The following is a 25084-nucleotide window of genomic DNA, read 5'->3' as shown; positions in this document are numbered from 1 at the left end:
CCTCGGAGAGGTTGGATATATTATAATTTCTTTTCGAATGTAGCATGGAGATATAATCTTAATAATAATGTCAAGTTGATAAATAAAAATTTTGACAAACAAGAAAGTATAAGAAATTGTCAAGAATGCTACTACAATAAAGAATATGGATTTGTAGGTAATTTAAAAAATCATATATCAAATTTATTTAGAAAATATCACTATTTTGAACATTATCATCAGGCACAGCCATTCTTAAAAAGTATTTGGGCAGAAGCAACTGCTGCGTGCAAAGATGAAGTAGGTATGACAATATCACAGCGATTTAGGGATAAAAGTGGTATAACAGCCTATTTATTTCGTTATTGGCACTTAGTATCAGGTAAGTTTGTACCGTACTATGAAAATGATTTTATGATCCAGAATTTACAAAACCTGGAAAATATCCAGAAAATAAGTGATACTCTTTTGCGAAATAAATATCGTTTTGTGTGTCTTAATGATGAATCTTTTGCTATGAGTGATGATGACTTTGTGAAAGGCAAAGAGATAATTGGCCAAACGCTGGATAGGATACTTCCATCAAAGTCGAGCTATGAAAAATGAATATTGTTGACATGGTGTGCCGGATGGGATATACTACACCTCATTTAGCTTGTTTAAAAGGTTGAGGAGTGGTAGATTATCTCATAATAGGTGCCGGATTTGCCGGTTCCGTAATGGCCGAAAGGCTTGCTTCTCGGTGCGATAAAAAAGTGCATATCATCGAAAAGCGTCCGCATATAGGCGGCAACTGCTATGATGAAGTAGATAGCAGTGGCGTGCTGGTACATCGGTATGGACCCCATCTCTTTCATACAGAGAACAGAGTTGTATATGAATATCTCTCCGGGTTTACACAGTGGCACAACTATAGGCACAAGGTAGTTGCGCATGTGGATGGACGGGATATTGCGATCCCTTTCAGTTTTACAACACTTTACCAGGTATTTGACGACGTGAAAGCAGATGTACTCAAAGCCAAACTGATCGAACGCTACGGCGAAGGTAGCAAGGTTTCAGTCCTGGAACTGCGGGAAGCGGAAGATGAAGAGCTCAAAGCGTTGGGAGAGTATGTATATGAAAAGATATTTGTACATTACACTGCCAAACAGTGGGGTATTCCGGCAAGCGAGGTCAATTCGGCTGTTTTAGCGAGGGTACCGGTACTTACCTCTTATGACACGCATTATTTTCAGGACACATATCAGGCTGTGCCCCAAAGTGGTTATACCAGACTGTTTGAAACACTTTTGGACCATCCGAATATTTCTATTGCTCTGGGAGAAGATGCTCTTGAGACACTGAAGATCATTGATAAACAACTTTATTATAAAGGAGAGCGTTTTAAAGGGACGGTGATCTTTACGGGAATGCTTGATGCCCTGTTTGACCATTGTTATGGTGTCTTGCCTTACCGTTCTCTCGATCTGCGATTTGAAGTGTGCGATCAGGAATATTGTCAGGACAATGCAGTAGTGAATTATCCCAATGAGCATGAGTATACGCGTATTACCGAGTTTAAGCATATTCACCCTGTTAAAAGTCCTCAGACAACCATACTCAAAGAATATCCGCAAAATTACATCAATGGAAAGAATATTCCTTATTATCCTATGCCTACAGAGGATAGCAAAGAACAGTATGAACGTTATGCTGCTTTGGCACAGGAAATAGACAACCTGATACTGCTGGGAAGACTGGCAGAGTACCGATATTATGATATGGATGATATTGTCGCAAGGGCCTTGGATATATTTGAGGAATTGACGTGAGCCGGACGAAGGTAAAGATGCTTGTCGCAACCCACAAGCCGTATGATTTTCCCGATAGCGCAATCTATGTTCCTGTTCAGGTAGGGAAAAGTTTGGTACAGGAGGACTATGGGTACCTCAAAGATGATTCAGGAGAGAATATTTCTGCAAAAAATCGTTCTTTTTCCGAATTGACAGCACTCTACTGGGCCTGGGAAAACCGTTTTTTTAAAGAAAGTGAATTTTGTGGACTGGTGCATTACCGGCGTTATTTTTCAGGCAGTGCAGTATTCGGAAAGTACCATATCCTCAGTGAAAAGGAGATCGCCTCGATATTGGATGACTATGATGTGATCGTACCTAAAAAAAGAAAATACTATATCGAGACCGTAGGGGACCACTATGCACATGCGCACTACAGCAAAGATTTGGATGTACTGAAAAGCATTTTAAAAGAAAGATCACCTGAATATCTGAATGCATTTGAAAATATAATGGAGCAGACAAGCTTGTATCTGTATAATATGTTTGTAATGAGAACGGAAGACTTCAATGCCTACTGTGCATGGCTTTTCCCCATTCTTTTTGAGCTTGAAGAACGCATCGATATTTCAGGGTATGATAGCTATCAGCGCAGAGTTTTCGGTTTTTTGTCTGAGCGGCTCTTCACTGTGTGGCTGTTGCACCATTCCATGAAAACAAAAGAGATAAAAGTGGTCAATACAGAGGGTGAAAACCTGTTTTTAAAGGCTGTGAAAATGTTAAAAAGAAAGTATTTTAAATGAAATTTACACTCTTTAAGATCATACTGTATTCTCTATTGTTGACAGTGAATCTTCTCATAGCATATGCTATTGCATCAGTGGTCATAAGCCATATCTCCGACCACCCGATACAAAAATATGTATGGCAGATAGGCGTCTATCTGTTTTTCTATTTTTATTTTAAACTTTTTCACAGTCGAATGGTCAGTTCAAACGAATCATACCTGTTGATCAAAGCCAATGTCCTGGCACTGATTACTATTTTTTCCATCATATTTCTGCTGAAAGAGTCAGAAAGCTATTCCCGTGCCTATGTGATGATCTTTTTTCTTTTGAACAGTTTGTTGCCGATATGGGTTTATCTGATAAAACGATATATGATGCAGTTTGATTGGCTGCGGGAAGGCATTGTTGTGGTGAGCGATCATCCGGGTTTCAGGAACATCGAGCAATGGTTTACAAAAGACAATGCCTTTGGATACGACATTAGGGTAAATATTTCGGTTGATGAAAAAGAGAAGAATATTCAATCCCTTAAAACAGCACTGGACAGTCATACATACCATACGGCCGTTGTTGCCATAGACAATGACGGGATAGAACAGGTTTTTTATTATATGGAATATTTGCAGCACCGGGTGAACCGTGTGATCGTACTGCCCAAAATGACTAAAATGCCTTTGATCAATGCTGAAGTATTTACCTCTGTCAACCACAGGGGCCTTGCATTCAGTACACAGAACAATTTACTGAACCCTGTAGATAAAACATTCAAAATGATCTTTGATCTTATTGTGACGACACTTTTGCTGGTTGTGTCTGCTCCTTTACTCCTGATTCTATATATAGTGGTCTTCGCTGCTACCAAGGGGAATCCGATATTTAAACACACCCGCATAGGCAAAGACGGTAAGAAATTTGAAGTGTATAAATTTCAAACGATGTATCCCAATGCACAGAAAATACTGGAAGAACTTCTTGAAAATGATGCGGAACTCAGGACAGAGTGGGAGCAGGAACACAAACTGAAGCATGATCCGCGTATTACCCCAATAGGTCAATTCCTGCGCAAAACTTCTCTTGATGAACTGCCTCAGCTCATCAATGTGATCAAAGGTGAAATGTCCCTGGTCGGACCAAGACCCATTGTGGAAAGCGAGATCAGCAAATATGGGGAATATTTTTACTATTTCAAGGCAGTAAAACCCGGAATTACCGGCTTGTGGCAGATCAGCGGGCGCAACGATGTGGACTATGGCGAGAGGGTGCAGCTGGATACCTGGTATGTACGCAACTGGTCGATAGAACAGGATCTCAATATCTTAATGAAAACAATTGTCGTAGTCGTGCTGAAAAAGGGAAGTTATTAACGGAAAAATCTATGGTATAATTACTAAAATGGAGTTGAAAAAAAATGAAAAATATACGAAAAGCATTTACAATGATAGAATTGGTTTTTGTGATTGTTGTGATAGGGATTCTGGCAGCGATAGCGATTCCGAAATTAGCCGCTACAAGAGATGATGCCATTATGTCAAAAGCGAGATCGACATTGGCTTCGGTAAGAAGTTCTATTGCTACAGAAAGACAAAAACGGATACTGAGAGGGAATTTTACTGCAATCGGTGATCTGGGAGATAGTACCTATGCCTTTAGATATTTTGATGGTGACAGTGCACACCCGGTTTTGGAATATCCTGTTAAAAACTGTTCTTCAGGCGGAAAATCGTGCTGGAAGAGAACAAACGCCACAACATATAAATTTGAAAAACCGGGTGGCGGTGAAGCAACATTTACCTTAGGCGGAAACAAATTGACAGGAAGTTTTTAATTTATTGTATTATTTGGAAGTATGCCTTTTAAGGTCAAGTGCGCCTAATCTGACCTATCAGTCACAACATAAATTAGCAAAAGGGAGTGTAGTAACTGTACCGCTCAAAACAACGGTCAAAGAGGCCGTGGTGACAGGGGAGGTTGAAAAACCCGAGTTTGAAACTGCTGAAATTCTTTCTGTGACCGATAGATGCTACACGAAAGAACAAATGCAGATAGCAAAGTTCATTTCCGAGTATTATTTCTCTTCGTTTTCCGAGGCGATCTCGTTATTTTTATCCTACCGTAGGGGTGCCCTTCGCGGGTACCCCAATATGGATGCTCGAGCGGACCGAGGGCAACCACAAGGGATTGCCCCTACATTATCCACAATACAGCAACACGCCTACAATCAACTCCTGCAAAAAGACAAAGCCCTGCTTTTCGGTGTTACCGGTTCGGGAAAAACAGAAATTTTTATTTCTTTAATGGCCAAAATGCTGGAAGAAGGGAAAAGCTCTATTTTTCTGATGCCGGAGATATCGCTTACGCCGCAAATGGAAAAACGCTTGAAGGTTTATTTCGGTGATGCCGTGGCGATGTGGCATTCAAAGATCACCAAAAAGAAAAAAGAACAGATACTCAAAGGGATCGAAAACGGGGAAATACGCATCGTTGCCGGTGCGCGTTCGGCGCTTTTTGTACCACTGCATGATCTTGGGCTGATCGTGGTTGATGAGGAGCATGACGACTCCTACAAGGCGCAGACAAGACCGCGTTACCATGCGCGTGATGTAGCGGTGCTGATGGGGCAGAAACGGGGGGCGAAAGTGGTGCTGGCTTCCGCAACGCCTTCGACAACGAGTTATTACAAGTATGATGTTGTCAAACTGGAAAAACCCTATGTAGAGAGGAAAAAAGAGTATCATTTCATTAATGGTGACAGCATCAATATACCCATATTGAGGGCTTTGCAGGAGAACTATGTACAAAAGAACCAATCACTGCTTTTTCTGCCTACGAGAGGGAATTTTAAGTACCTATACTGCGAACGCTGCGGTAAGACACATCTGTGCCCCTACTGTTCCGTGGGGATGGCCCTTCACAGGAAGCACCGGCATCTCAAATGCCACTACTGTAACTTCACTGAAGCCATTGTCGATACCTGTACCTACTGCGGGCATACGCCGCTCAAGAGCGAACGTATGGGAACGCAGGAAGCGATAGAAGTGATCGGTAGTGCCATAGAAGGCATACAGATAGAACAGTTCGACAAAGACAGTATTACCACGGCAAAAAAGCTCAAAGAGGCACTGAAACGTTTTGAAAGTGGGGAGAGCCATTTGCTTCTGGGCACACAAATGCTTTCCAAGGGACATGACTATGCCAACATTACGCTTTCTGTGATCATGGGACTGGATCATATTTTGGGTTTAGCCGATTATCGGGCGAGAGAACGTGCCGTGGCATTGCTTTTTCAAATAGCCGGCCGGAGTGGACGTGCCAAACAGGCTGAGGTGCTGGTGCAGACCAACGATCCTGAATTTTTTAAAAGCTATCTGCATGATTATGAGGATTTCATTCAAGATGAACTGACCTTTCTGGAAATGGCGCAGTATCCTCCTTTTGCATCGATAGCACGTATTTTGATCGCACATAAAGATGAAGCCAGGGCAGGGAAGATCACGCTCGATACTGTAACCAGACTCAAAGCATTTGAGGAAGTGGAGATCGTGGGACACGGCAAAGCCCCGGTTGAGAGAATAGCAAACAAATTCCGCTTTAATATTCTGTTGCGTGCAAAGAGCAGGGTGCCACTGTTGAAAGCTTTGCATGCCGTGGACTGCCGAGAGATCGAGATCGATATGGACCCGGTCGAATTTTCGTAGGTTTGGCCATGCCAAACGTTTTGATCATAATATGCATACACGGAAATCTGAAATGCAAAACATTCATTTCCGTAACCATTTTGTTTTGACGTGTGACACGGCCACACCTACAGGTTAATTTATTTTCGATAAAATAAAACAATTATAACGAAGGTTAAAAGTGAAACCAAGAGTAAAAACAAAAAAAATTTATGTTGGTGATGTTGCCATAGGTGGCGATGCACCTATTTCCGTACAGTCAATGACGTATAGTGATACACGAGATGTGGCTGCAACAGTAGAGCAGATCAACAGATTGCACTTTGCCGGAGCTGATATGGTGCGAGTGGCTGTGCCCGAGATGGAAGATGCCCTGGCACTCAAAGTGATCAAAGAGCAGATATCTCTGCCATTGATCGCGGATATACACTTTAACTACAGGCTGGCACTTGAAGCGGCGAAGTGGGTGGATTGTATTCGTTTCAATCCGGGAAACATAGGGGAGAAAAACCGTATTAAAGAAATCGTCAAAGCATGTCAGGAGCGTAATTTGCCTATACGTGTCGGTGTGAATGCAGGTTCTTTGGAAAAAGAGTTCGATCAGAAGTACGGTGCGACGGCTGCGGGGATGGTCGCTTCTGCCGAATACAACATCAAATTTTTGGAAGATCTTGGTTTTACGGACATCAAAGTTTCGCTCAAAGCATCCGATGTTGACAGAACGGTCGAAGCCTACAGAATGCTCCGGCCCAAAAATCCCTATCCGTTTCATCTGGGTGTGACTGAGGCAGGGACCATTTTCCATGCCACGGTCAAATCGGCGATTGGTCTGGGTACTTTGCTGCTTGACGGCATCGGCGATACGATGCGTGTTTCCATTACGGGTGAACTTGAAGAAGAGATCAAAGTAGGCAAGGCGATTCTCAAAGACAGCGGACGGGTACAGGAAGGGCTCAATATTATCTCCTGTCCTACCTGCGGGCGTATTGAAGCAGATCTTGTGTCTGCCGTGGCAGAAGTGGAAAAACGGACAGCACACATTAAAACTCCGATGGATGTCAGTGTAATGGGATGTGTGGTCAATGCTATAGGCGAAGCCAAACATGCCGATGTAGCGATCGCCTATGGCAAGGGCAGCGGACTTGTAATGGTCAAGGGGGAAGTGGTTGCCAAGCTGCCTGAGGGAGAATTGGTTGACAGATTTGTAGAAGAGGTGGAGCGTTTTGCAGAAAAGAATAAATAATGCAAGGTGTTGCAGGGGTACAACACCCTACGCCAATACAGAGGTATGCTAAATGGAAAACATGTACAATCTCAACATAGAGCGTGCTGTGCTTTCTGCAATTATTTTTGATCCTGAAATTTATGAAGAGATCGCGGCAAAGCTTAATCCGCATGATTTTTATCTTCCTTTTCACCAGCATGTTTTTCTTGCCATGGAAGAACTCAGCCGTGAAGAAAAACCTATTGATGAAGAGTTTTTAAAAACAAAACTCCAGGGTATGGGCAAATTCGATGAAGTGGCAATGCTTGAACTGCTTTCGGCCAATCCCATTTCCAATACGGCTGCCTATCTGACGGAGATCAAGGCAAAATCAAGCAAACGTGCATTGGCGACGCTGGCAACCGAGATCAAAAAGGTGACCATAGAGGATGATCTGCCTGCTGAAGAAGTGATGAATCTGGTGGAGAAAAAACTCTATGAGATCACACAGAACAATACCAATGAAGATTTTAGGGAATCCAAAGAGATCACGCTGTCCATGATGGATGAGATAGAGCGTCTCAAAGCACTCGGGAATTCCAAACTGATCGGGACAGATACCGGATTTAAGAACTTGAACGATAAAACTTCCGGCTTCGGCAAAGGGGACCTTGTCATCATCGCGGCAAGGCCGGCGATGGGGAAAACTGCCCTGGTACTCAATATGGCACTGAAAGCCATTGAAAGAAATGAAGGGGTGGCTTTTTTCTCGCTGGAAATGCCGGCAGAACAGCTGATGCTGCGTCTGCTTTCGGCCAAAACTTCCATTCCTCTGCAGCAACTGAGAGTGGGGGATTTGCGTGATGAACAGTGGACACAGCTTTCTTCTGCAACGGATGAACTGTCGCAGAAGAAACTTTTTGTAGATGACGGCGGCTATGCGACCATCCACCATGTGCGAAGCAAACTGCGCAAACTCAAAGCGCAGCATCCGGAGATCTCTGTTGCGATTATCGATTATCTGCAGCTGATGAGCGGGGAAGGAAAAGAGGGCAGACAGCAGGAGGTTTCCGAAATATCAAGAGGCTTGAAACAGTTGGCCAGGGAATTACAAATACCCATCGTGGCACTTTCCCAGCTTAACCGTGGACTCGAAGCAAGAGAAAATAAGCGTCCAATGCTCTCAGACCTGAGAGAATCGGGTGCGATCGAGCAGGATGCCGATATTATTCTTTTTGTCTACCGTGACGATGTCTACCGTGAAGCCAAAGAGAAAGAAAAAGAGATGAAAGCAAAAGCGGAAGGCAAAGAATATACGTCCGATTTCCGAAAAAAATCGGAAGAGGAAGCAGAGATCATCATAGGAAAGCAAAGAAACGGACCTACCGGTACCGTGGATCTTGTCTTCCAGAAGCAGTATACGCGCTTTGTAGATGCAACGCACTCTCCGGCATTTGAAGTAGTCTACGAAGACCGTGACATTCCTGCGAATACAGGAAATATCTCTGTAGATATGCCACCCATATAGATATCTCTATGCCTTGCAGGGTCTGTAACTACGTACGAAAATAAGAAAACAGGATACCCTATGGAAAAACCAAAACTTTTTGAAACAGGAAAAAGTTTTGTATGGACCATGACCCTTCTTCTGTTGCTGTTCTGCCTCAGACTCGGATGGGAATATCGGAATTACACGGAATTTATCGCCAAGCCGTTCTATTTTACCCATGCGGTTGTCCTGAATGCCTATACAAAAACAAAGGGGAAACGGCGTTATCAGGTCTTAAAGCTGCACAGTGATGAGGGGCTGACTTTTTATACGACAACACACAGTACAGAGCCGTTTGCACATCAGCGTATACGGGTAGAAATATTTCCTTCCTCCAAAATCACTTTTGCCGGCTACCTCGGCAGTTTCTATGTTAAAAGCAGGATCGGAAAACATGAAAATATGCCTGTTTCAGTGAAAACAGCTTTACTCGAAAAAGTTGCTTCACAGCATCATACCTCTTCTATCGCTTCGTTTTATAATGCCATTTTCTTTGCTGCACCTCTCTCGAAGATATTGCGGGAAAAGATCGCACTGCTTGGAGTCAGTCATCTTGTTGCATTGAGCGGATTTCACCTGGGTATCCTGTGGGCGATCCTTTACGGTTTTTTTCTTTTGCTTTATAAACCGCTCCAGCAGCGCTATTTCCCGCACCGGTATGCCCTGTTCGATGTAGGGCTGTTAACCGTACTGATACTGGGGGTTTACCTGTGGTTTGTGGGTTCGCCTCCCTCTCTGCTGCGCTCCTATGCCATGATGCTGGCAGGGTGGGCGGTTCTGCTGATGGGCATAGAGCTGATCAGCTTTCCTTTTCTTGCAACAGTAGCGGCACTGCTGCTTGTGCTCTTCCCTTCCCTGTGTGTTTCAGTCTCTTTCTGGCTTTCTGTTTGCGGTGTTTTCTATATTTTCCTGCTGCTGCACTATATGAAACACTGGAACAAATGGCTTATTACGCTGCTGGTCATTCCTGTAGGTATCTTCCTCCTGATGCTTCCTGTGGTACATATGATCTTTGGTGTGACAAGTTCCTATCAGCTGCTTTCCCCGCTCCTGTCCATCCTTTTCATTCCATTCTATCCGCTGGCAATGCTGCTGCATACGGCAGGCATGGGCGGAAGTCTCGATGGTGCACTGCTGCATCTGTTTGAACTCCCCGCAGATGCACAGGAGCATTTCCTGCCTCTCTGGGCAGGCGGTCTGTATGTGCTGCTTTCTTTGCTGGCTGTCAAATACCGCAGTGCATTTTATGCCCTGGCCGCTGCAGCGCTGCTGTATGCGTTCTATCTGTTTTCAGGCTAAATCTTGTCGACATCCCCTTTTTTGTTAAGAAGATAGCAAAAGCGCAGACCATGCAAAAAAATAGCCCATGAGATATAGATCCAGAGCAGGAAAAAAAGTACGGTACTGATGCTGCCGTAAACGGAAGTGTAGGTTTTGTTGTATATGACATAAAAGATAAAGCCGCTTTTGGAAAGGTACCAGATCAGCGACGCGATAAAAGAGCTTATCAGTGCGGCACGTTTTTGGATACGGGTGTTGGCAGAGAGTTGATAGGCAATGTAAAAGGCACCCCAGACAATGATATAGGGAATGATGGAATAGAGGTGTATCATACTGGTGATACTGCTTTTGTTGAGATAGCCCTGGATCAAATTGGAAACATAGAAAGATACCCCTATCATGGTAGGCAGAAGAACGATCAGGAGAAAATACGTTTTGATGCTTTTGAGTATTCCCCGGCTGGGAAGCTCAAAGATATCATTGACAATATAGTCATAACTTTTAAAGAACATGATGGCGGCAAAAATGACGTAAAAGGCACCCACTATCCCGAGTTTGTCGGAGTTGTGTATAAAGGTATTGATATGCTCCATGATCTCTTTGGACTGTGTAGGCATAAGATTGGCAAAAATAAGCTGCTGTACTTTGTCGTACATTTCCTGGAAAAGAGGAAGTGTCGTAAAAAAATAGAGCAGTATGACAAGCAGGGGGATGATGGAAAAAATAGTATTCCAGCTGAGGCTGGAAGCATAATAGCCCAGTCTGTCATCAAAAAGATCTTTGAAAAAGTCTCTGACAAAGACATAATATTCTTTAAGAAGCGTATTGGCTAGCATACTCTCTCCTTTTTCGTTTTAAAGACCCATCTTTCCCGGATTGAGAATATTGTTCGGGTCGAAAGCTTTTTTGATATCTTTGAAAAGCTGAATCTCTACAGGGTTGAATGCAATTTCCATAAAAGGTGCTTTGCTTGTACCAATACCGTGTTCACCGCTGAGCGTGCCGCCCATTTCAACCACCAGTTCAAAGATCTCTTCTATGGCCTTATGGCCTTTTTCAAGCTGTTCCTCGTCCGAGCCGTCCACCATTACGTTGACATGGATATTGCCGTCTCCTGCATGGCCGAAACAGGGAACTTTGAAATGATAGCGGTCACCGATTTGATAGATGCGTTTCAGCGCTTCGGGCAGCATACTTCTTGGAACAGAGATATCTTCATTGAGCTTTTTACTGCCGAAAATGGTGATGGCCGGGGATGCATTGCGACGGGCATACCAGAGTTTGTCCCGCTCGGCTTCAGTATGTGCTACGACAAGATCCTGCGCGCCGTTCTTCTTGAACGAATGCTGGAGGATTTCCAGCTGAAAATCGACTTCTTCGATGACATTCCCGTCCACATCACCGATGAGCAGGGCGCCGGCTTCTTCGGGGAGTTCTACACCGAGCTTCTCTTTGAGTGCCTGCACCACGAGTGCATCCATGAATTCCATGGCGACGGGGTTTGCACCGCCGGCAAGTGATTTGAATACGGCATTCATAGCATCATCTACAGAAGGAAAGATACCCATATAGGCTTTACGGAATTTCGGTTTGGGAAGCAGTTTGACCGTGATCTCGGTGATGACAGCCAGTGTACCTTCCGAAGCGATGAGAATACCGGCTATATTATAGCCTGCGACATCTTTGATAGTACGTTTTCCCGCACGGATAATATCCCCGTTGGGACGGACAGCGCGCAGTGCCATGACATAGTCTTTTGTAATACCGTATTTGGCGGCACGCATACCGCCGGCATTTTCACTGACATTCCCTCCGAGGGTCGAATATGCTTCACTGGCTGGATCGGGCGGATAGAAAAGCCCGATCTCTTCAACGGCTTTTTGAAGGTCCATATTGATCACTCCGGGCTGTACGACGGCAACCATGTTTTCCATATCGATCTCAAGGATCCTGTTCATATGTTTTTCCATGGCAAGGGTGATACCGCCGCTGGTTGGCAGTGCCCCTCCTGTAAAGCCGGAACCTGCACCGCGCGGGGTGATGACAATACTGTGGTGGTTGCAGTAGACCAGAATGCGGCTGACATCTTCTTCATTGCGGGGAAATACGACTGCATCAGGTTCAAAACGGGTACGTGTTGCATCGTAGGAGTATGCGATCATATGGGCTTTGTCACTGTAGACATTCTCTTTGCCTACGATCTCCTGAAGGTTTTCAATATGTTTGGGATCAAGCACTACAGTGCCTCCATCGTTTGATAATAGCTGCCTGAGCCGCTTTTTGAAAACCACCCTTCTTTGATCTCCTTGAAATGCATATAGAAAGGGAACTGTGCTTTGGCCGGAAGGTTGGAGAGCGTTTTTTTACTGATGATTTTTCCCGAGATCGGATCCATAAGCACCAGCGTGTTTTTTCGGGCAATGGCTATCAGTCCTATCTGGTAGGCTTTTGCAAATGAATTCAGGTTTTCCCTGGTGGGGAAACCGTCTCCTCTTTTGGAAAGGTAAATGGCAAAAAGATCCGGATGTATCCAGTTTTTTGCATAGGATGAAGTGATTTTTGCATACGTATCGGCATCCGGCGCGAGCAGCATGACATTATTGTAAAGATATCCTCCTATAATCTTGTCTCCGGCACGGACAGGTGTTTTGATCGTCGGAAGTTCATCGTGGTGGATGATATCTCTGCTGATCACTTTTGCGCGACCTTTTGCAGTTTGGGCAACATAGGCAGTGATCGCCCGGAGGTCATGTCCGTAGCTGTGTATGACGACACCGCTCATACCGTTGGCAGGAAATGAAGAACGGAGGGTAATGGTATCTCCTTTCACCGAGGCAACGGCTGTGTGTACGGTAGAGGGAAAAAAGCCTGCAAAAAGAGGCAGGGCGGTAAACAATATCAATGCTATTCTGATCATAGCTATCCTTTAGTAAATAGTTAACGTTGATTATACAGGCAAAAGAGTAAAAGTCTGATTGTATCGCATGAAGCTTTGTGCGCCAAGAGGAGGCCACCATCAGTTTATTTCGGCTATAATATTGGCAAAATAAGGGGTATGGAGCGGTATGAAGTATTTTATATTGATCATTTTAGTATTCAATTTTTCTTTTGGTATGAAGATCAATAGAAAAATATGGAGTCAAAACACTACTTTTTCCGACTATCTCGGGGAACACAATATTTCAACAGCAGTGCTTGACTCTGTTTCACCCAAAGATCAGGAATATCTCTCCGATATCCAGAAGGATTACGTATATTATGAACTCCTCAATGACGACGGAACCCTGATACAGGCACTGATCCCCATCAGTAAAGAAATGCAGATACATCTTTTCAAGGAGCCAGGGGGCAGCAGATATACATTTGACATTATCCCTATCGTCTATAAAACCCAGACATATTTCGCCAAGGTAAAGATCAGTTCAAATCCTTATGACGATGCAAAAAAAGCGGTTCATAGCGACAGTGTGGCCAAAAAGGCTGCCCAGGCACTGCGTGGTATCATTGATACCAGAAAACTCCATAAGGGAGATTTGATCTCTTTTATCTATGTACAGCGCAGCAGACTGGGGCTGCCTTACTGTATGCCGGAGATCAAAGTCATGAAAGTGAAGACAAAAAAGATCGACCAGTTCATTTATGTGGATGAAGACGGACATGGCTACAAAGAGACAGGCAAGCGGGTTGCATACACTGTAACAGGAAAGAAAAAAGTGACTTACAGCAGACGTGTAAGCAGTAAAGGATCGACTTTTGGAATGCCTTTGCGGCATGCACGGATCACTTCAAGTTTTTCCTACAGAAGATGGCACCCGATTCTGCATCGCTACCGCCCGCATCACGGAACCGATTTCGGTGCGCGCCGCGGTACACCGCTGTTGGCAGTCAATGACGGGACAGTGAGCTATGCCGGATGGAAAGGCGGTTACGGACGGGTTGTGCAGATCAGGCATGCCGGCGGATATGAGTCGTTCTATGCCCATCAGAGCCGTATGCGTGTCAAGCGGGGACAGAAAGTCAAAAAAGGACAGATCATCGGTTATGTAGGCAGTTCGGGAAGAAGTACCGGACCGCATCTTCATTTCGGATTGAAAAAGAACGGCCGCTGGGTTGACCCGATGAAATATTTGAGAAAGAAGTCCATCAGAACATCGATGCTAAAGAAATTTACCAAGTATGAGAATGTAACGGAAACCAGATATAAAAGTGTGACCATTAAAGGGACAGCGGAAAACAGGGAAAAGCTGAAAGCATATCTGCTGCAGGATACACCTTCCTACATCTGGCCCAAAATATATAGAGGCAAGGTATATGTCAATGATAAAAAGAAATTTAAAGATGCAGAACAAGATTGAAAAATTTACCCTCAAACCGCTTGAGGATCCCAAATTCATTACGACCGCACGGGCAGCATATGAACAGAACGGTATAAAAAAATCCTGGGAGATTGTCAAAGCACATGACAGTGTGGCGATACTTATTTATCATACGGAACGTGATGCCTTTATTCTGGTACAGCAATTTCGGCCTGCGGTGTATATGAACAACCATGATGGAATGACGGTTGAACTGTGTGCAGGTATTGTGGACAAGGATCTTTCTTTGGAACAGATAGCCAAAGAAGAGATAGAAGAGGAGTGCGGATATGCTGTACCGGTAGAGAAGATCGTCAAAATCACTTCTTTTTATACTTCTGTAGGGTTTGCAGGCAGCAGACAGACACTCTACTATACCGAAATTGACGAGAGCATGAAAGTATCGGAGGGAGGAGGCATTGAAGGGGAAGTGATCGAAGTGATCGTCTTGCCGACACAGGAAGCAGCCGACTTGATATTGGATGAGAATATTGCGAAAACACCGGGATTGATGTTTGCCTTTATGTGGTGGTATGCAAGGAGTACAAATGGAAATTCTGTTACTGGAAGATGACCGTATTTTGTGCGAAAGCCTCAGCGAGTACCTGAAAACAGAAGGTTTCAGTGTTGATATGCTTCATCGCGGAGAAGAAGTTTTTGAGCATACTTTCGATAAAAAATATGATCTTTATATTTTAGACATCAATGTGCCTGATATCAATGGTTTTGATATACTAAAAGCCCTGAAAGAGTCAGGGGATGATACCCCTGCCATATTTATTACCGCATTGACGGATATGGCTTCTTTGGCGAAAGGGTTTGACATCGGTGCAGATGATTATATTAAAAAACCTTTTGACCCTGAAGAACTGGTCATACGTATCAAAAGCCATTATCTTGAGAAAAATGAATTGATCTACTACCAAGACCTTGTCTATGATCCCCATTCGAAACATTTGCGGCAAGACGGAAAAACTGTGGGATTAGGCACAATACAGTTGAAGCTTTTTCATGCGTTGATTACCCATATAGACAAGATCGTAGACCGCTATACTTTGATGGATATGCTGGAACAGCCGAATGTAAATGCATTAAGGGTTAATCTTGCCAAGCTGAAAAGCAGACTGGGGATCGAAATAAAAAATGTCAGAGGTCAGGGATATATGATCGAAAGAGAATAAGACTGGGATCTTTCTCTATGGTCTATAAATTATAAATATAATAACGCTTGGTAATGGTTAAGTAATCTTTTTCTGCTACAATTTTGCATATCAAATTAAAAAAGGATAAAATATGAAGAAAACAAGTTTGATTGCAGCTGCACTTGTAGCAAGTTTCGGCATCGTCGGATGCGGAGGAGGAAGCAGCAGTTCTGACGGTGCCGCTGTTTCTACACAAGATGTCACGGTTTCAGGTAAAGCGATTGACCCTGAGTTGATCAGTGCTACCGTCTGTCTTGATTTGAACAGAGACGGAAACTGCAGTGACAATGAGCTTTCAGCCACTACGGACGGCAATGGAAAATATCAGTTAAATGTATCTTCAAATCAGATGAACGGAAACTATTCACTGGTTGCGGTGAATGGTGTCGATGAAGAGTCCGGCGAAGCATTTAAGGGTACATTGATGGCAGACATAAACGGTACTTCCCAAAATATTACACCCCTTACCACTCTGATGCATGAACAAATGCAGTATGGCAGTGATCAGATGAAAAAGATGGAAGATATCGTCGGACTCAGCTATGACGATATGCAGAAAAATATCATTACTTTGGCAAATGACGGAAACACGACGGCATTAAAAGTAGCATTGGTCCTTGAAAAAAGTGCTGAAGCAATAGATCCGAAAGATACGATTAAATTCTTTGAAGATCTTGCTCAAAAAGTTGATGTGAGCGGGAAAGCAGATAGTCTGGTCTCTCTTATCCTGGAAATCACACCCGATAGTTTAAAGTCACAGATCAGTTCCCTGATAGATACTATTATGAACGCAAAAGCCTCAGATGCCTATGATTTGGCGGAAAAAGCAAGAAGCAAAGCGGCAGAATTGGGTATTGACCAGGATACAATGATCAAGAAAATGCCTCATGATATGCCGGGAACACCGGATACGAACGGTACAACGGAACCAGGAAACCCGGACATGCCAGGAAATCCTGATATGCCAAAATACTAAAGAGAATCACTTCGGCTTCACTGCCGGGGAGTGATTGGCCTTAGTTCTCTTCGTCTGCCTGTGTATAGGCAGCATAATAGGTACTTCCGTCTGAAAAAGTATTGACTGTCAGTTTGGAAAAATTCTCAAGATAGTCCCAAAATTCTTCGATCAGTTCCTGATCTACGTGTTTTGCTTTGTCTCTCAGTGCTTCGCGCATGGTTCCCAGCCATTCAATACGTGATTTTTCAGTAATGGAAAAATCATCATGTATACGGATCATATATTCATTCAGATCCATTCCCCCCGATTCCCCTTCATAGACTTTAGGTCCTCCGCAGATCTGTATGAAAAATTTGGTATTTTTTTCTTTAACCTGTTCAAATTCATTTTCATCCTGAGGGAAAAAATGGGCGATATCACTTTCATAGATTTTGTCATAAAAATCATACATGAGTTCCTTCATCCCTTCTTCTCTGCCAATGGCATTGAAAAATGCTATAGGAGGGTTTTTAAAATGAACGGCTTTCCCTTTTTCTACGGGGGTAATATCCAGTGACATGACTGTTCCTTATTTTCAATATTTGGGAGGATTATATCGTAGGGTCGGTTTATGTGCCATTAAGATATTAGTCATCACAAAAGCGTTTTTGAATACACGCATAGGCATCAATGCGTCTGTCACGCAGAAACGGCCATATTTTTCTGATTTCCTTGCCGGCATGTATATCGATCTCCACTTCAAGGATCTCTTCTTCGTTTCCGGCCTGGGCCAAATATTCTCCCTGTGCTCCGAACACAAAACTGTTCCCCCAGAACCGGATACCTTCACGCATGCCTGAAGGGTCTTTTTCGCTTCCGACACGGTTAACGGTGACAACGGGCAGGCCGTTTGCGATGGCATGCCCGCGCTGTATACCCATCCAGGCATCGAGCATTTTCTGTTTTTCCCGGGGGGTATTTTCTTTTTCGCATAAAGTATCATGACGTTCTTTGGGGCACTCCAGATATCCTATCGCTGTCGGATAAATGAGTATTTCCGCTCCTTTGAGTGCCATGATACGTGCTGCTTCAGGGTACCATTGGTCCCAGCAGACAAGTACACCGAGTCTTCCAACAGAAGTATCAATCGGGTCAAAGCCTGTATCTCCCGGTGTAAAATAGAATTTTTCATAATAGCCCGGATCATCCGGTATATGCATTTTACGGTATTTCCCGGCAAGCATGCCATGGTCAAAAACATAGGCAGTGTTATGGTAAATACCGTCAGTTCTTTTTTCAAAGAGGGAGGTAACGAGTACAATATTCTCTTGGGCGCTTATCTTGGCCCAGAAAGCAATATCATTCTGGTAATCTTCGGCATAGTCGAAGAACCGTGTATCTTCACTCTGGCAGAAATATTCATTCTGGTGAAGCTCCTGAAGTACGACAAGTTCGGCAGAAGTTTTTTCTATCATCTCCACTGTTTTGTGAATGGTTTCAGCCTTGTTCCCGCAATAGGGATGCTGTATCAGTGCAACTTTCATTGGGGTCTCCTCTTCTAATAGGCTATCTGCATCGTAGAGCAGTGTAAACTTCCGCCCTCTTCGATGAGTTTAAGGCAGTTGACGGGGATCATCTCTTTTTCTGGGTAGATCGCCTTGAAAATGCTTGAAACGTTTTCGTCATTTCTGTCATTGTAGGTCGGGTAGACAAGCGCATCGTTGGTAATAAGAAAATTGGCATAGGTAGCAGGCAGTCTTTGACCGTTTTTGCCATATTTGGCTTCGCACATGGGCAGAGGAATGAGCTGATAGGGGGTTCCTTCCTCGGTTCGAAAAGTGTTAAGCTGTTCTTCCATATCCCGCAGTGCTTCAAAATGTTCATCGGTACGGTCTCTGCACTGAACATAGACAATGGTGTCTCTGTTGACAAAACGTGCCAGGGTGTCAATATGGCTGTCTGTATCGTCACCGGCCAGGTACCCGTGATCGAGCCATAGTACACGTTTGGTACCGAGGTATGCGGACAGTTTTTCTTCTATTTGGCTTTTTGTCAACCCGCTGTTACGGTTCGGATTGCAGAGACACCGGGATGTGGTTAGAATGGTGCCGTCTCCGTCACTTTCTATGGAGCCGCCTTCGAGAACGAAATCGATCGTTTCAAGAGGTGTTGTTCCCAGATAGCCTTTCTCGTACAGCAGCCTGTTGACACGGTTGTCAAGCCGCGCATCAAATTTTCCGCCCCAGCCGTTAAAAGTGAAATCAAGCAGTTTTTTTTCACCTCCCTCTCTGATACTGATGTATCCGTAGTCACGTATCCATGTATCATTGGTCGGCAGTTCTATAAAGGTCATATTCCGTGTCGAACAGAACATGGATGCGATCTTTGTTTTGTCTTTACAGACAATGTAGACAGGTGCCTTATAGGCAATGGCCTGCGCAATACGTATGAAAGGAGAGAGTGCTTCGTTGAGCGATTTGGGCATGAGGGGGTCATACCAGTCTGTCTCTTCATGCGGGAAAGACATTAAAATACCGTATTGTTTCTCCCACTCGGCGATCATGCACCGGTCAGTCAGGTTCGTATTTTTCACTGTGCTTCCCCTCCTTGTTTGGTTCGTGTGGTAATAATACGCGTTTTTAACTTTTAATTTTTAATTTTTAACTATAATTCTCTATGGCAACTATTACGATCAATAAAGACAACTTCCGTCACAATCTTAACCAAATTGCACTAAAAACCGGCTCAATCGACAAGATCGCCATTGTACTCAAAGACAATGCTTACGGCCATGGACTTGAGATCATGGCACAGCTGGCTTCAGAATTCGGCATTAGACATGCCGTGGTCAAAAACAGAGACGAGGCAAATGTCATTAGAGGACTTTTCCGGACAGTTCTGATACTGGGCGGTCAGGCAGTGCCGGACGAAACCTGTACTTATGCGATCAATACGCTTGATGATATTGAGAAGGCACAGAAGGGTTCGCGTGTGGAACTCAAGGTCGATACAGGGATGCATCGTAACGGCATTGCGATAGATGACCTGGACAGGGCACTGGAACGCATAGTAGACAGAGAACTGGTACTTTTCGGACTCATGACACACTTTCGGAGTGCCGATGAACCGGGTTCCGAGTTCTTTTGGCAGAAAAAACAGTTTGAGCACGTGAAAACAAAAGTCAAGGCAGCCGGTTTTACCGGCTTTCGTATGCATTCACACAATTCTGCTGCAATATTGAGAAGCAAATCTTTTGAAGAAGATCTTGTACGGGTGGGCATAGGTGCCTACGGTTACAATGAATTGCCGGAGAGTTTTGACAAAGCAGAACTTAAACCGGTTCTTTCGCTCTATGCCAGAAAAATGGCGACAAAAAGACTCAAGAAAGGGGATCGGGTCGGCTACGGAGGTGATTTTGAGGTCCCCTGTGATATGCAGGTTTCCACCTATGATCTGGGCTATGGCGACGGCTGGTGCAGGGGAAATAGCAGCCAGCCGTATCTTACAGCAGAAGGTTTGCCTGTACTGGGGCGTGTTTCCATGGATTTTGTCAGTCTTGCATCACAAAAAGAAGTGTTGTGTATTATGAACGATGCACAAAGTGCAGCAAAGCAGTTCGGAACGATCTCCTACGAAATAACAACTGCATTATCTCCGCTGATCACACGCAGTGTCCTATAGTCCGGCTCATTTATAAAGCAGCCTGAGGGCACCTATGGCAAAAAGTATGATGGCCGCATTCCGGTAGGAGGGGTCGAGCATTAAAAGAAAAAAAGCCAGTGCAATCAGCACAAATGAGCTTTTGAATGTAGCGATGTGCCTGCTGATACGGCTTTCGAGCCACTCCAGCTGTCTTTCGCTCAAATGTATTCTGAGTTCATCTTCGCTGATCTTCTGTATTCCTGTTTTAATCTGTCTGAGTGTCAGCGGCAACACCCCCACCTCGTCTTTCAGTGCCTCGAAAATGCCGTTGTCCGCACCGAGTGCTTTGGGAATATTTTTCTGGAGCAGGGGAAGAATATCCTTTACCCCGTTGAAATTGGGAATATAGATAGTCCCCAGACCTTCGATAATGGCACTCGCCCGCATGATGTAGATCGCTTCCTGCGGTAGTTTAAAGGGAAAATCCCGCATGGATGCCATCACGCCGAAAGCAAGTTCCTGCATACTGGTCGCATCCAGAGAATCGTCATTGAAAATATCGAACATTTTCTGCGCCAGTTCGGTCATTTGGTCCTGCGGTGCTTCATAAGAGATGATCCCCAAACGTTTACAGCTGGAAATATAGAGTTCAAAATCCTGCTCGTGGGAAGATTTGACCATTTCAATAATGGCGATACGTGCCGGATTGCTGATACGTTTGACCATACCGAAATCCAGCAGTACCAGCTGACCGTCTGGCCGGATCAGAAGATTGCCGGGGTGCGGATCGGCATGGAAGTACCCGTTGATCAGCATTTGCTCGGTATAGAAGGAGATGAGCTGGTTCATTGCTGTCTGGAAATCGATCTTGTTTTTCAGAAGGGCTTCTTTGTCATCAAAGCGTATCCCCTCTTCAAAACTCATGACAATGGCATCATCACAGCAGTATCGTTCATAGGGAACAGGAAAGACAACACCGCTTTGTCCATAGACGGTACTGAAATGTTTCAGGTTGGAAAGTTCATTGCGAAAACTGGTCTCTTTGAGGATCATATCGGAAAATTCGGCAATAAGGGAGTCGATGGAGTTTTTCGTGTAGTGAGAAAAGAGCGGCCGGAAGAGCCGGTTGAAAAGTGTCAATATCCGGATATCTGCCTTGACCTGCCCGGCGATCTGCCAGCGGCGCAGTTTCACCGCTACGTGTTCCCCGCTTTTGAGCCATGCTTCATGCACTTCTCCTATGGAAGCACTGGCAATGGGTTTATCGTTGAAGCGTTCAAAGGGTTCGCTGTTCCCAAAAGCACGATCATAGACTTTTTGAAAGTTTTGCCGGGACATGGGAGGGATCTCATCGTGCAGTGACCGCAACTCTTTCAGATAGGCATCACTGAAAAAATCAGCCCTTGTTGCCAGTACCTGTGCCAGTTTGATGAAACTCGCGCCGAGTCCGTTGATGCTCTCTCTCAGTTCGTTGGGAGAAAGCGGCTTTATAAAGAGAAAACGGTCTTTCTTTTTGATCAGCAGATAGACTGTCAGCAGAAAGACAAAAACTTTTTGTACCCGTCGGGGAGAATAGTGTGAAAGGTTCAAATAGTTACTTTTTCTTCTCTTTGTGCAATGCTTCTATATCTGACTTGGTAGCCAAATCCATTTCTTCAAGGACTTCACGGATCGCTTCTTTGAGTTTGGTTTTGGCTTCCTTTTCTTCCTCTTCGCCCTTGGCTTTGGCCTTATCGAGCAGCTTTTGGGCTTCTTCTTTGTTCAATTTGCCTTTCTCAACCAGTTCGTTAAGTTCTTTTTCGACTTTTTCCTTGGCCAGAAGCGCACCGCCCAGGCCAATATAAAATAGATCTTTTAACATGATAATATCTCCTATTGGTATATTTCTAATGATAACATTTCTAAATTAATGAAAATTAGCATTTGGATATTGGTTATTTATAACTCTCTTGTCTGTGTTTTACTCTATAGACAGTCAGTGTCGTATCTTCTATGTCAAAAAGAACTCTATAGTTACCAACTCTTAATCTAAATGGCGGTTCAAAATTTGTTAGTTTTTTTGTATTGGGAATATGAGGAAATTTCTCTAGCAGTGTTATTTTAGATAAGATTTTTTTTGCATCTGATTTTTGAATTTTTGAGAGGTCTTTTATGGCTTTATCATCAATGGTGACAGTCATTTACAGACCCAATTTTGCTTTTGCTTCATCAATAGAGTATTTGGGATTATTTTCTTTTTTTGCTAGCTGAATATCTATAAAATCTTGACTTTCTGTTAAGATAGGCTCTATGTCTAAACCATTCTCTTTAAGCCTAATACCTTGGACAATATCTTTTTGTAAATTTCCTACAATAGTAAGAAATGTATCTAATTTATCATCTGCAATATCTATTTGTAGTGTTTGCATGACTTCTCCTTGAAGTTATATTGATAGTGTATTTGTAAGAATTATAACATAAGTTGGTGGAGGTGAGGGGAATTTTACTTCCCCTCTGCACCGTGCTTTGAGAGACTAGGCTCTAAATCGTGTACCAATTCATGTACCACTTCAAATATCTTGCCTCTTAATCTGCAAGATAAATAAAGAGTTATTCTACCTTCGAGCTGCTTAAATTTGACAATCAGCTCATATTATGATATGATTATCTGAAATAATCAGCTCACACAGACCAAGGATAGAAATGCAAGATGAAAAAACATGGATATGGCAAGATGATAACTATCCTCATTTCAAATACGATAAGGATCTGTTGAGTAAAAGCTTATTGTCTGTGAGTCAAAATAGTGGCAGACTGGATGGCATACTTACCATGCTTGGAGTTCAAAAAAGCAATGCTCTTAAAGTGGAATCTTCTATCAATGAAATAGTTACCTCCTCTCAAATAGAAGGAGAGGTCTTAGATCGTCAGAGTGTTCGTTCATCTATTTTAAAAAAGATGGCTGGCAGAGTTACAAAAAAAGATACTTCTACTAAACACACAGATGGACTTGTGGCTATGTTTATGGATAGTAGTACAAATCATTCACCGCTCACAGTTGAACGTCTCAATGGATGGCATAATACACTGTTTCCTGATGGTTATAGTGGATTATATAAAATAAATGTGGCTAAATTTAGAAAAGAGGAGATGTCTGTTGTCTCCTGTAAGGGTGGCAGAGAACAGACACACTACATCGCACCACCACCAGATATTTTAGATAAAGAGATGGATGCTTTTTTGGCATTTGTAAACACAAGCACAGAAGAACCTTGCACTAAAGCTGCAATAGCCCATTTTTGGTTTGTGACTATACACCCTTATGATGATGGAAATGGTAGAATTGCAAGAGCAATAACAAACTATGTATTATCAAAAGAGCTTGGATTAAATGATGGTTACTACTCCATATCTACAGCCATAGTAGAGGATAAAAAGAGCTACTATGACCTTTTGGAGCACAGTCAAAAGCTCATGTATAACAAAAATTTAGAGATAACAGAGTGGATATCATGGCATACAGATATGATAAACAAAGCTATAGAAATATCACTACAGCAGGTTCAAATAGCCATACAAAAAGCCAATTTTTGGGATAGAGCAAGAGAGTATTCATTAAACACTCGCCAAATAAAAGTACTCAATAAGTTATTGGATGCAGGAGAAGATGGTTTTGAGGGTGGGCTAAATACAAAAAAATATATCTCCATAGCCAAAACTTCTACAGCCACAGCCAAGAGAGACATCGCTGATCTGGTCTCAAAAAACCTCATAGAACAAGTAGAGGGAACGGCTGGTAGAAATGTGAGGTATGTTGTTAAGGGCTTTAACCACTCTAGCCATTAATTTTAGATTGGTGCTAAAGCCTCAAAAAAGTAATTCATGGGTAGTGACATTTTATAGGGAGTCTTAAAAGAAGTGGAAGCGAGACGATAACAGTATTCAACCATCTAGGGCTTACTAAACGCTCTGAATCGTAACCCCGCTTCACAGCAATAGACGACATTTCTGTCACAAAACATAATAAATTACACTTTATGACAGAAACTTCATCTGCAATCTATTTATAGCATAAAATAGTTAATAAATCAACCTTTCTTACAAAAAATCAGAGGATAAACTCCTCTACCTTTACAATATTCTGTCTGGATCTATATCTACCGTGTGAGGATTCCATTTTTTACCTGTTTTAAAATTGGCTTTTGCGATGGGTGGTTCATCGTCGGGCTCTTCTTTTTTTAGTGTCTCTTTTTTGGTTTCAGTTTTTGTACTCTTTTTGAGTGGTAGTTCTCTTTTGGCGTATTTCAAAAAACTCCAGTATGACATCTCCCACTCTTTACGTTTTTTCATCTCTTCATAGAGAATTTTCAGTACTACATACCCTTGATCGTATAGTTCTTTTATCTCATTTAGAGAGCTATAAAACTCTACTTTATGCATTCCTCTAACACTTGCCATTGTTCACCTCAATTAAGTTAAATTAAGCATATTATAGCAAACTAAGACTAACTATCGCAAACTATAGTTTATTTTTTCTCTTATGAGGCTCTTTTTGGGGTGAATATGCTAAAATTAACCTAATTTGTTTAAATTTAGTTTGAATAGAAAGGGCAAGATGTGTTTATGTCATACAAAAACTAAGTTTTTGATGCCCTAATCGTCTTGAAACTTATTCGCACTTCTGGGGAAGGCTCAACGCATTTAGGGAAAAGGGAAATT

At 43.2% G+C, this 25084-nt stretch carries 26 protein-coding genes; 15 read left to right on the top strand and 11 right to left on the bottom strand.

Annotated features, from left to right (window positions below; all coding sequences use genetic code 11):
- From F8L24_RS07855 to F8L24_RS07815, 9 genes are all read left to right on the top strand, one after another.
- On the top strand, positions 1 to 585 hold a 585-nt coding region (locus F8L24_RS07855; protein ID WP_294954169.1), incomplete at its 5' end, for a hypothetical protein.
- A 68-nt stretch (positions 586 to 653) separates the two neighbouring features.
- The gene (gene glf / locus F8L24_RS07850) at positions 654 to 1793 is read left to right on the top strand and encodes a UDP-galactopyranose mutase (RefSeq protein ID WP_294954166.1); all 1140 of its coding nucleotides are present in this window, start codon (positions 654 to 656) and stop codon (positions 1791 to 1793) included.
- Positions 1790 to 2557 (top strand): DUF4422 domain-containing protein, encoded by a 768-nt coding sequence (locus F8L24_RS07845; protein WP_294954163.1) that lies wholly within the window; start codon positions 1790 to 1792, stop codon positions 2555 to 2557. The genes glf and F8L24_RS07845 overlap by 4 nt, the downstream gene beginning before the upstream one ends.
- Complete coding sequence (locus F8L24_RS07840; RefSeq protein ID WP_294954160.1) at positions 2554 to 3906, top strand: exopolysaccharide biosynthesis polyprenyl glycosylphosphotransferase; 1353 nt, start codon at positions 2554 to 2556, stop codon at positions 3904 to 3906. Before F8L24_RS07845 ends, F8L24_RS07840 begins: the two co-directional genes overlap by 4 nt.
- A 44-nt stretch (positions 3907 to 3950) precedes the next feature.
- Positions 3951 to 4367, top strand: a complete 417-nt coding sequence (locus F8L24_RS07835) for a type II secretion system protein (RefSeq protein WP_294954157.1) — start codon at positions 3951 to 3953, stop codon at positions 4365 to 4367.
- 4 nt (positions 4368 to 4371) lie between these two features.
- Positions 4372 to 6237 (top strand): primosomal protein N', encoded by a 1866-nt coding sequence (locus tag F8L24_RS07830; RefSeq protein WP_294954155.1) that lies wholly within the window; start codon positions 4372 to 4374, stop codon positions 6235 to 6237.
- A 160-nt stretch (positions 6238 to 6397) separates the two neighbouring features.
- Complete coding sequence (gene ispG, locus F8L24_RS07825) at positions 6398 to 7459, top strand: flavodoxin-dependent (E)-4-hydroxy-3-methylbut-2-enyl-diphosphate synthase (RefSeq protein ID WP_294954152.1); 1062 nt, start codon at positions 6398 to 6400, stop codon at positions 7457 to 7459.
- A 52-nt stretch (positions 7460 to 7511) separates the two neighbouring features.
- Complete coding sequence (locus F8L24_RS07820) at positions 7512 to 8948, top strand: replicative DNA helicase (protein WP_294954149.1); 1437 nt, start codon at positions 7512 to 7514, stop codon at positions 8946 to 8948.
- Positions 8949 to 9008: 60 nt separating this feature from the next.
- Positions 9009 to 10268: a ComEC/Rec2 family competence protein gene (locus tag F8L24_RS07815; protein ID WP_294954146.1), complete on the top strand. Its 1260-nt coding sequence runs from the start codon at positions 9009 to 9011 to the stop codon at positions 10266 to 10268.
- Here the strand turns inward: F8L24_RS07815 and F8L24_RS07810 are convergent.
- From F8L24_RS07810 to F8L24_RS07800, 3 genes are read right to left on the bottom strand one after another with little or no spacing between them, the layout of a single operon-like run.
- A complete protein-coding gene (locus F8L24_RS07810) occupies positions 10265 to 11086 on the bottom strand; it encodes a YihY family inner membrane protein (RefSeq protein WP_294954143.1) in 822 nt (273 codons plus the stop codon). The genes F8L24_RS07815 and F8L24_RS07810 overlap by 4 nt on opposite strands.
- Before the next feature lie 18 nt (positions 11087 to 11104).
- Positions 11105 to 12487, bottom strand: coding sequence for an FAD-linked oxidase C-terminal domain-containing protein (locus F8L24_RS07805; protein ID WP_294954140.1), 1383 nt, complete (start codon positions 12485 to 12487; stop codon positions 11105 to 11107).
- Positions 12487 to 13167, bottom strand: coding sequence for a plasminogen-binding N-terminal domain-containing protein (locus F8L24_RS07800; protein WP_294954137.1), 681 nt, complete (start codon positions 13165 to 13167; stop codon positions 12487 to 12489). Before F8L24_RS07800 ends, F8L24_RS07805 begins: the two co-directional genes overlap by 1 nt.
- A 148-nt stretch (positions 13168 to 13315) precedes the next feature.
- Between F8L24_RS07800 and F8L24_RS07795 the strand changes: the two genes are divergently transcribed.
- From F8L24_RS07795 to F8L24_RS07780, 4 genes are all read left to right on the top strand, one after another.
- Positions 13316 to 14605: a peptidoglycan DD-metalloendopeptidase family protein gene (locus F8L24_RS07795; protein ID WP_294954134.1), complete on the top strand. Its 1290-nt coding sequence runs from the start codon at positions 13316 to 13318 to the stop codon at positions 14603 to 14605.
- Positions 14562 to 15179, top strand: coding sequence for an NUDIX domain-containing protein (locus F8L24_RS07790; RefSeq protein ID WP_294954131.1), 618 nt, complete (start codon positions 14562 to 14564; stop codon positions 15177 to 15179). The genes F8L24_RS07795 and F8L24_RS07790 overlap by 44 nt, the downstream gene beginning before the upstream one ends.
- Entirely contained in the window at positions 15154 to 15786 is a 633-nt protein-coding gene (locus F8L24_RS07785) for a response regulator transcription factor (protein ID WP_294954128.1), read from the top strand. Before F8L24_RS07790 ends, F8L24_RS07785 begins: the two co-directional genes overlap by 26 nt.
- Positions 15787 to 15898: 112 nt before the next feature.
- The gene (locus F8L24_RS07780; RefSeq protein WP_294954125.1) at positions 15899 to 16783 is read left to right on the top strand and encodes a hypothetical protein; all 885 of its coding nucleotides are present in this window, start codon (positions 15899 to 15901) and stop codon (positions 16781 to 16783) included.
- A gap of 40 nt (positions 16784 to 16823) precedes the next feature.
- Here F8L24_RS07780 and F8L24_RS07775 read toward each other — a convergent pair whose 3' ends face one another.
- From F8L24_RS07775 to F8L24_RS07765, 3 genes are all read right to left on the bottom strand, one after another.
- Positions 16824 to 17324 carry a globin gene (locus F8L24_RS07775; RefSeq protein ID WP_294954123.1) on the bottom strand — a complete coding sequence of 167 codons (501 nt, stop codon included), beginning with the start codon at positions 17322 to 17324 and terminating at the stop codon, positions 16824 to 16826.
- Between the two features lie 67 nt (positions 17325 to 17391).
- Positions 17392 to 18288 carry a carbon-nitrogen hydrolase gene (locus F8L24_RS07770; RefSeq protein ID WP_294954120.1) on the bottom strand — a complete coding sequence of 299 codons (897 nt, stop codon included), beginning with the start codon at positions 18286 to 18288 and terminating at the stop codon, positions 17392 to 17394.
- Between the two features lie 14 nt (positions 18289 to 18302).
- A complete protein-coding gene (locus F8L24_RS07765; protein ID WP_365937980.1) occupies positions 18303 to 19337 on the bottom strand; it encodes an agmatine deiminase family protein in 1035 nt (344 codons plus the stop codon).
- A gap of 83 nt (positions 19338 to 19420) precedes the next feature.
- Here F8L24_RS07765 and F8L24_RS07760 point away from each other — a divergent pair, with 83 nt between their 5' ends.
- The gene (locus F8L24_RS07760; protein ID WP_294954117.1) at positions 19421 to 20425 is read left to right on the top strand and encodes an alanine racemase; all 1005 of its coding nucleotides are present in this window, start codon (positions 19421 to 19423) and stop codon (positions 20423 to 20425) included.
- Positions 20426 to 20431: 6 nt separating this feature from the next.
- On the opposite strand, the gene F8L24_RS07755 is transcribed toward F8L24_RS07760, so the two are convergent.
- The 4 genes from F8L24_RS07755 to F8L24_RS07740 form a co-directional block, all read right to left on the bottom strand.
- On the bottom strand, positions 20432 to 21976 hold the full coding sequence (locus F8L24_RS07755) for an AarF/UbiB family protein (RefSeq protein ID WP_294954115.1): 1545 nt from the start codon (positions 21974 to 21976) through the stop codon (positions 20432 to 20434).
- Positions 21977 to 21980: 4 nt separating this feature from the next.
- The gene (locus F8L24_RS07750) at positions 21981 to 22247 is read right to left on the bottom strand and encodes a hypothetical protein (RefSeq protein WP_294954113.1); all 267 of its coding nucleotides are present in this window, start codon (positions 22245 to 22247) and stop codon (positions 21981 to 21983) included.
- 73 nt (positions 22248 to 22320) lie between these two features.
- Positions 22321 to 22566, bottom strand: a complete 246-nt coding sequence (locus F8L24_RS07745) for a type II toxin-antitoxin system RelE/ParE family toxin (protein ID WP_294954111.1) — start codon at positions 22564 to 22566, stop codon at positions 22321 to 22323.
- Entirely contained in the window at positions 22567 to 22794 is a 228-nt protein-coding gene (locus F8L24_RS07740; protein WP_294954108.1) for a hypothetical protein, read from the bottom strand. It lies immediately after the preceding gene.
- A 274-nt stretch (positions 22795 to 23068) separates the two neighbouring features.
- Here F8L24_RS07740 and F8L24_RS07735 point away from each other — a divergent pair, with 274 nt between their 5' ends.
- Positions 23069 to 24211, top strand: coding sequence for a Fic family protein (locus F8L24_RS07735; protein WP_294954105.1), 1143 nt, complete (start codon positions 23069 to 23071; stop codon positions 24209 to 24211).
- Between the two features lie 285 nt (positions 24212 to 24496).
- On the opposite strand, the gene F8L24_RS07730 is transcribed toward F8L24_RS07735, so the two are convergent.
- Complete coding sequence (locus F8L24_RS07730; RefSeq protein WP_294954102.1) at positions 24497 to 24823, bottom strand: hypothetical protein; 327 nt, start codon at positions 24821 to 24823, stop codon at positions 24497 to 24499.
- Positions 24824 to 25084: the final 261 nt, after the last annotated feature.

It is taken from the genome of Sulfurovum sp. (assembly GCF_015493435.1).
GTDB lineage: Bacteria > Campylobacterota > Campylobacteria > Campylobacterales > Sulfurovaceae > Sulfurovum.
Note: the sequence above shows the minus strand (reverse complement) of the source record. Positions and strands in the feature narration are given on the sequence as shown.

Excerpts from the sequence above, each read along its gene's own strand:
- F8L24_RS07785 (WP_294954128.1), top strand. The coding sequence starts at position 15,154 with ATGGAAATTCTGTTACTGGAAGATGACCGTATTTTGTGCGAAAGCCTC.
- F8L24_RS07780 (WP_294954125.1), top strand. The coding sequence starts at position 15,899 with ATGAAGAAAACAAGTTTGATTGCAGCTGCACTTGTAGCAAGTTTCGGC.
- F8L24_RS07760 (WP_294954117.1), top strand. The coding sequence starts at position 19,421 with ATGGCAACTATTACGATCAATAAAGACAACTTCCGTCACAATCTTAAC.
- F8L24_RS07745 (WP_294954111.1), bottom strand. The coding sequence starts at position 22,566 with ATGACTGTCACCATTGATGATAAAGCCATAAAAGACCTCTCAAAAATT.
- F8L24_RS07770 (WP_294954120.1), bottom strand. The coding sequence starts at position 18,288 with ATGAAAGTTGCACTGATACAGCATCCCTATTGCGGGAACAAGGCTGAA.
- F8L24_RS07835 (WP_294954157.1), top strand. The coding sequence starts at position 3,951 with ATGAAAAATATACGAAAAGCATTTACAATGATAGAATTGGTTTTTGTG.
- F8L24_RS07740 (WP_294954108.1), bottom strand. The coding sequence starts at position 22,794 with ATGCAAACACTACAAATAGATATTGCAGATGATAAATTAGATACATTT.
- F8L24_RS07750 (WP_294954113.1), bottom strand. The coding sequence starts at position 22,247 with ATGTTAAAAGATCTATTTTATATTGGCCTGGGCGGTGCGCTTCTGGCC.
- F8L24_RS07820 (WP_294954149.1), top strand. The coding sequence starts at position 7,512 with ATGGAAAACATGTACAATCTCAACATAGAGCGTGCTGTGCTTTCTGCA.
- F8L24_RS07815 (WP_294954146.1), top strand. The coding sequence starts at position 9,009 with ATGGAAAAACCAAAACTTTTTGAAACAGGAAAAAGTTTTGTATGGACC.
- F8L24_RS07730 (WP_294954102.1), bottom strand. The coding sequence starts at position 24,823 with ATGGCAAGTGTTAGAGGAATGCATAAAGTAGAGTTTTATAGCTCTCTA.
- F8L24_RS07795 (WP_294954134.1), top strand. The coding sequence starts at position 13,316 with ATGAAGTATTTTATATTGATCATTTTAGTATTCAATTTTTCTTTTGGT.
- F8L24_RS07810 (WP_294954143.1), bottom strand. The coding sequence starts at position 11,086 with ATGCTAGCCAATACGCTTCTTAAAGAATATTATGTCTTTGTCAGAGAC.
- F8L24_RS07735 (WP_294954105.1), top strand. The coding sequence starts at position 23,069 with ATGCAAGATGAAAAAACATGGATATGGCAAGATGATAACTATCCTCAT.
- F8L24_RS07800 (WP_294954137.1), bottom strand. The coding sequence starts at position 13,167 with ATGATCAGAATAGCATTGATATTGTTTACCGCCCTGCCTCTTTTTGCA.
- F8L24_RS07775 (WP_294954123.1), bottom strand. The coding sequence starts at position 17,324 with ATGTCACTGGATATTACCCCCGTAGAAAAAGGGAAAGCCGTTCATTTT.
- F8L24_RS07790 (WP_294954131.1), top strand. The coding sequence starts at position 14,562 with ATGTCAATGATAAAAAGAAATTTAAAGATGCAGAACAAGATTGAAAAA.
- F8L24_RS07840 (WP_294954160.1), top strand. The coding sequence starts at position 2,554 with ATGAAATTTACACTCTTTAAGATCATACTGTATTCTCTATTGTTGACA.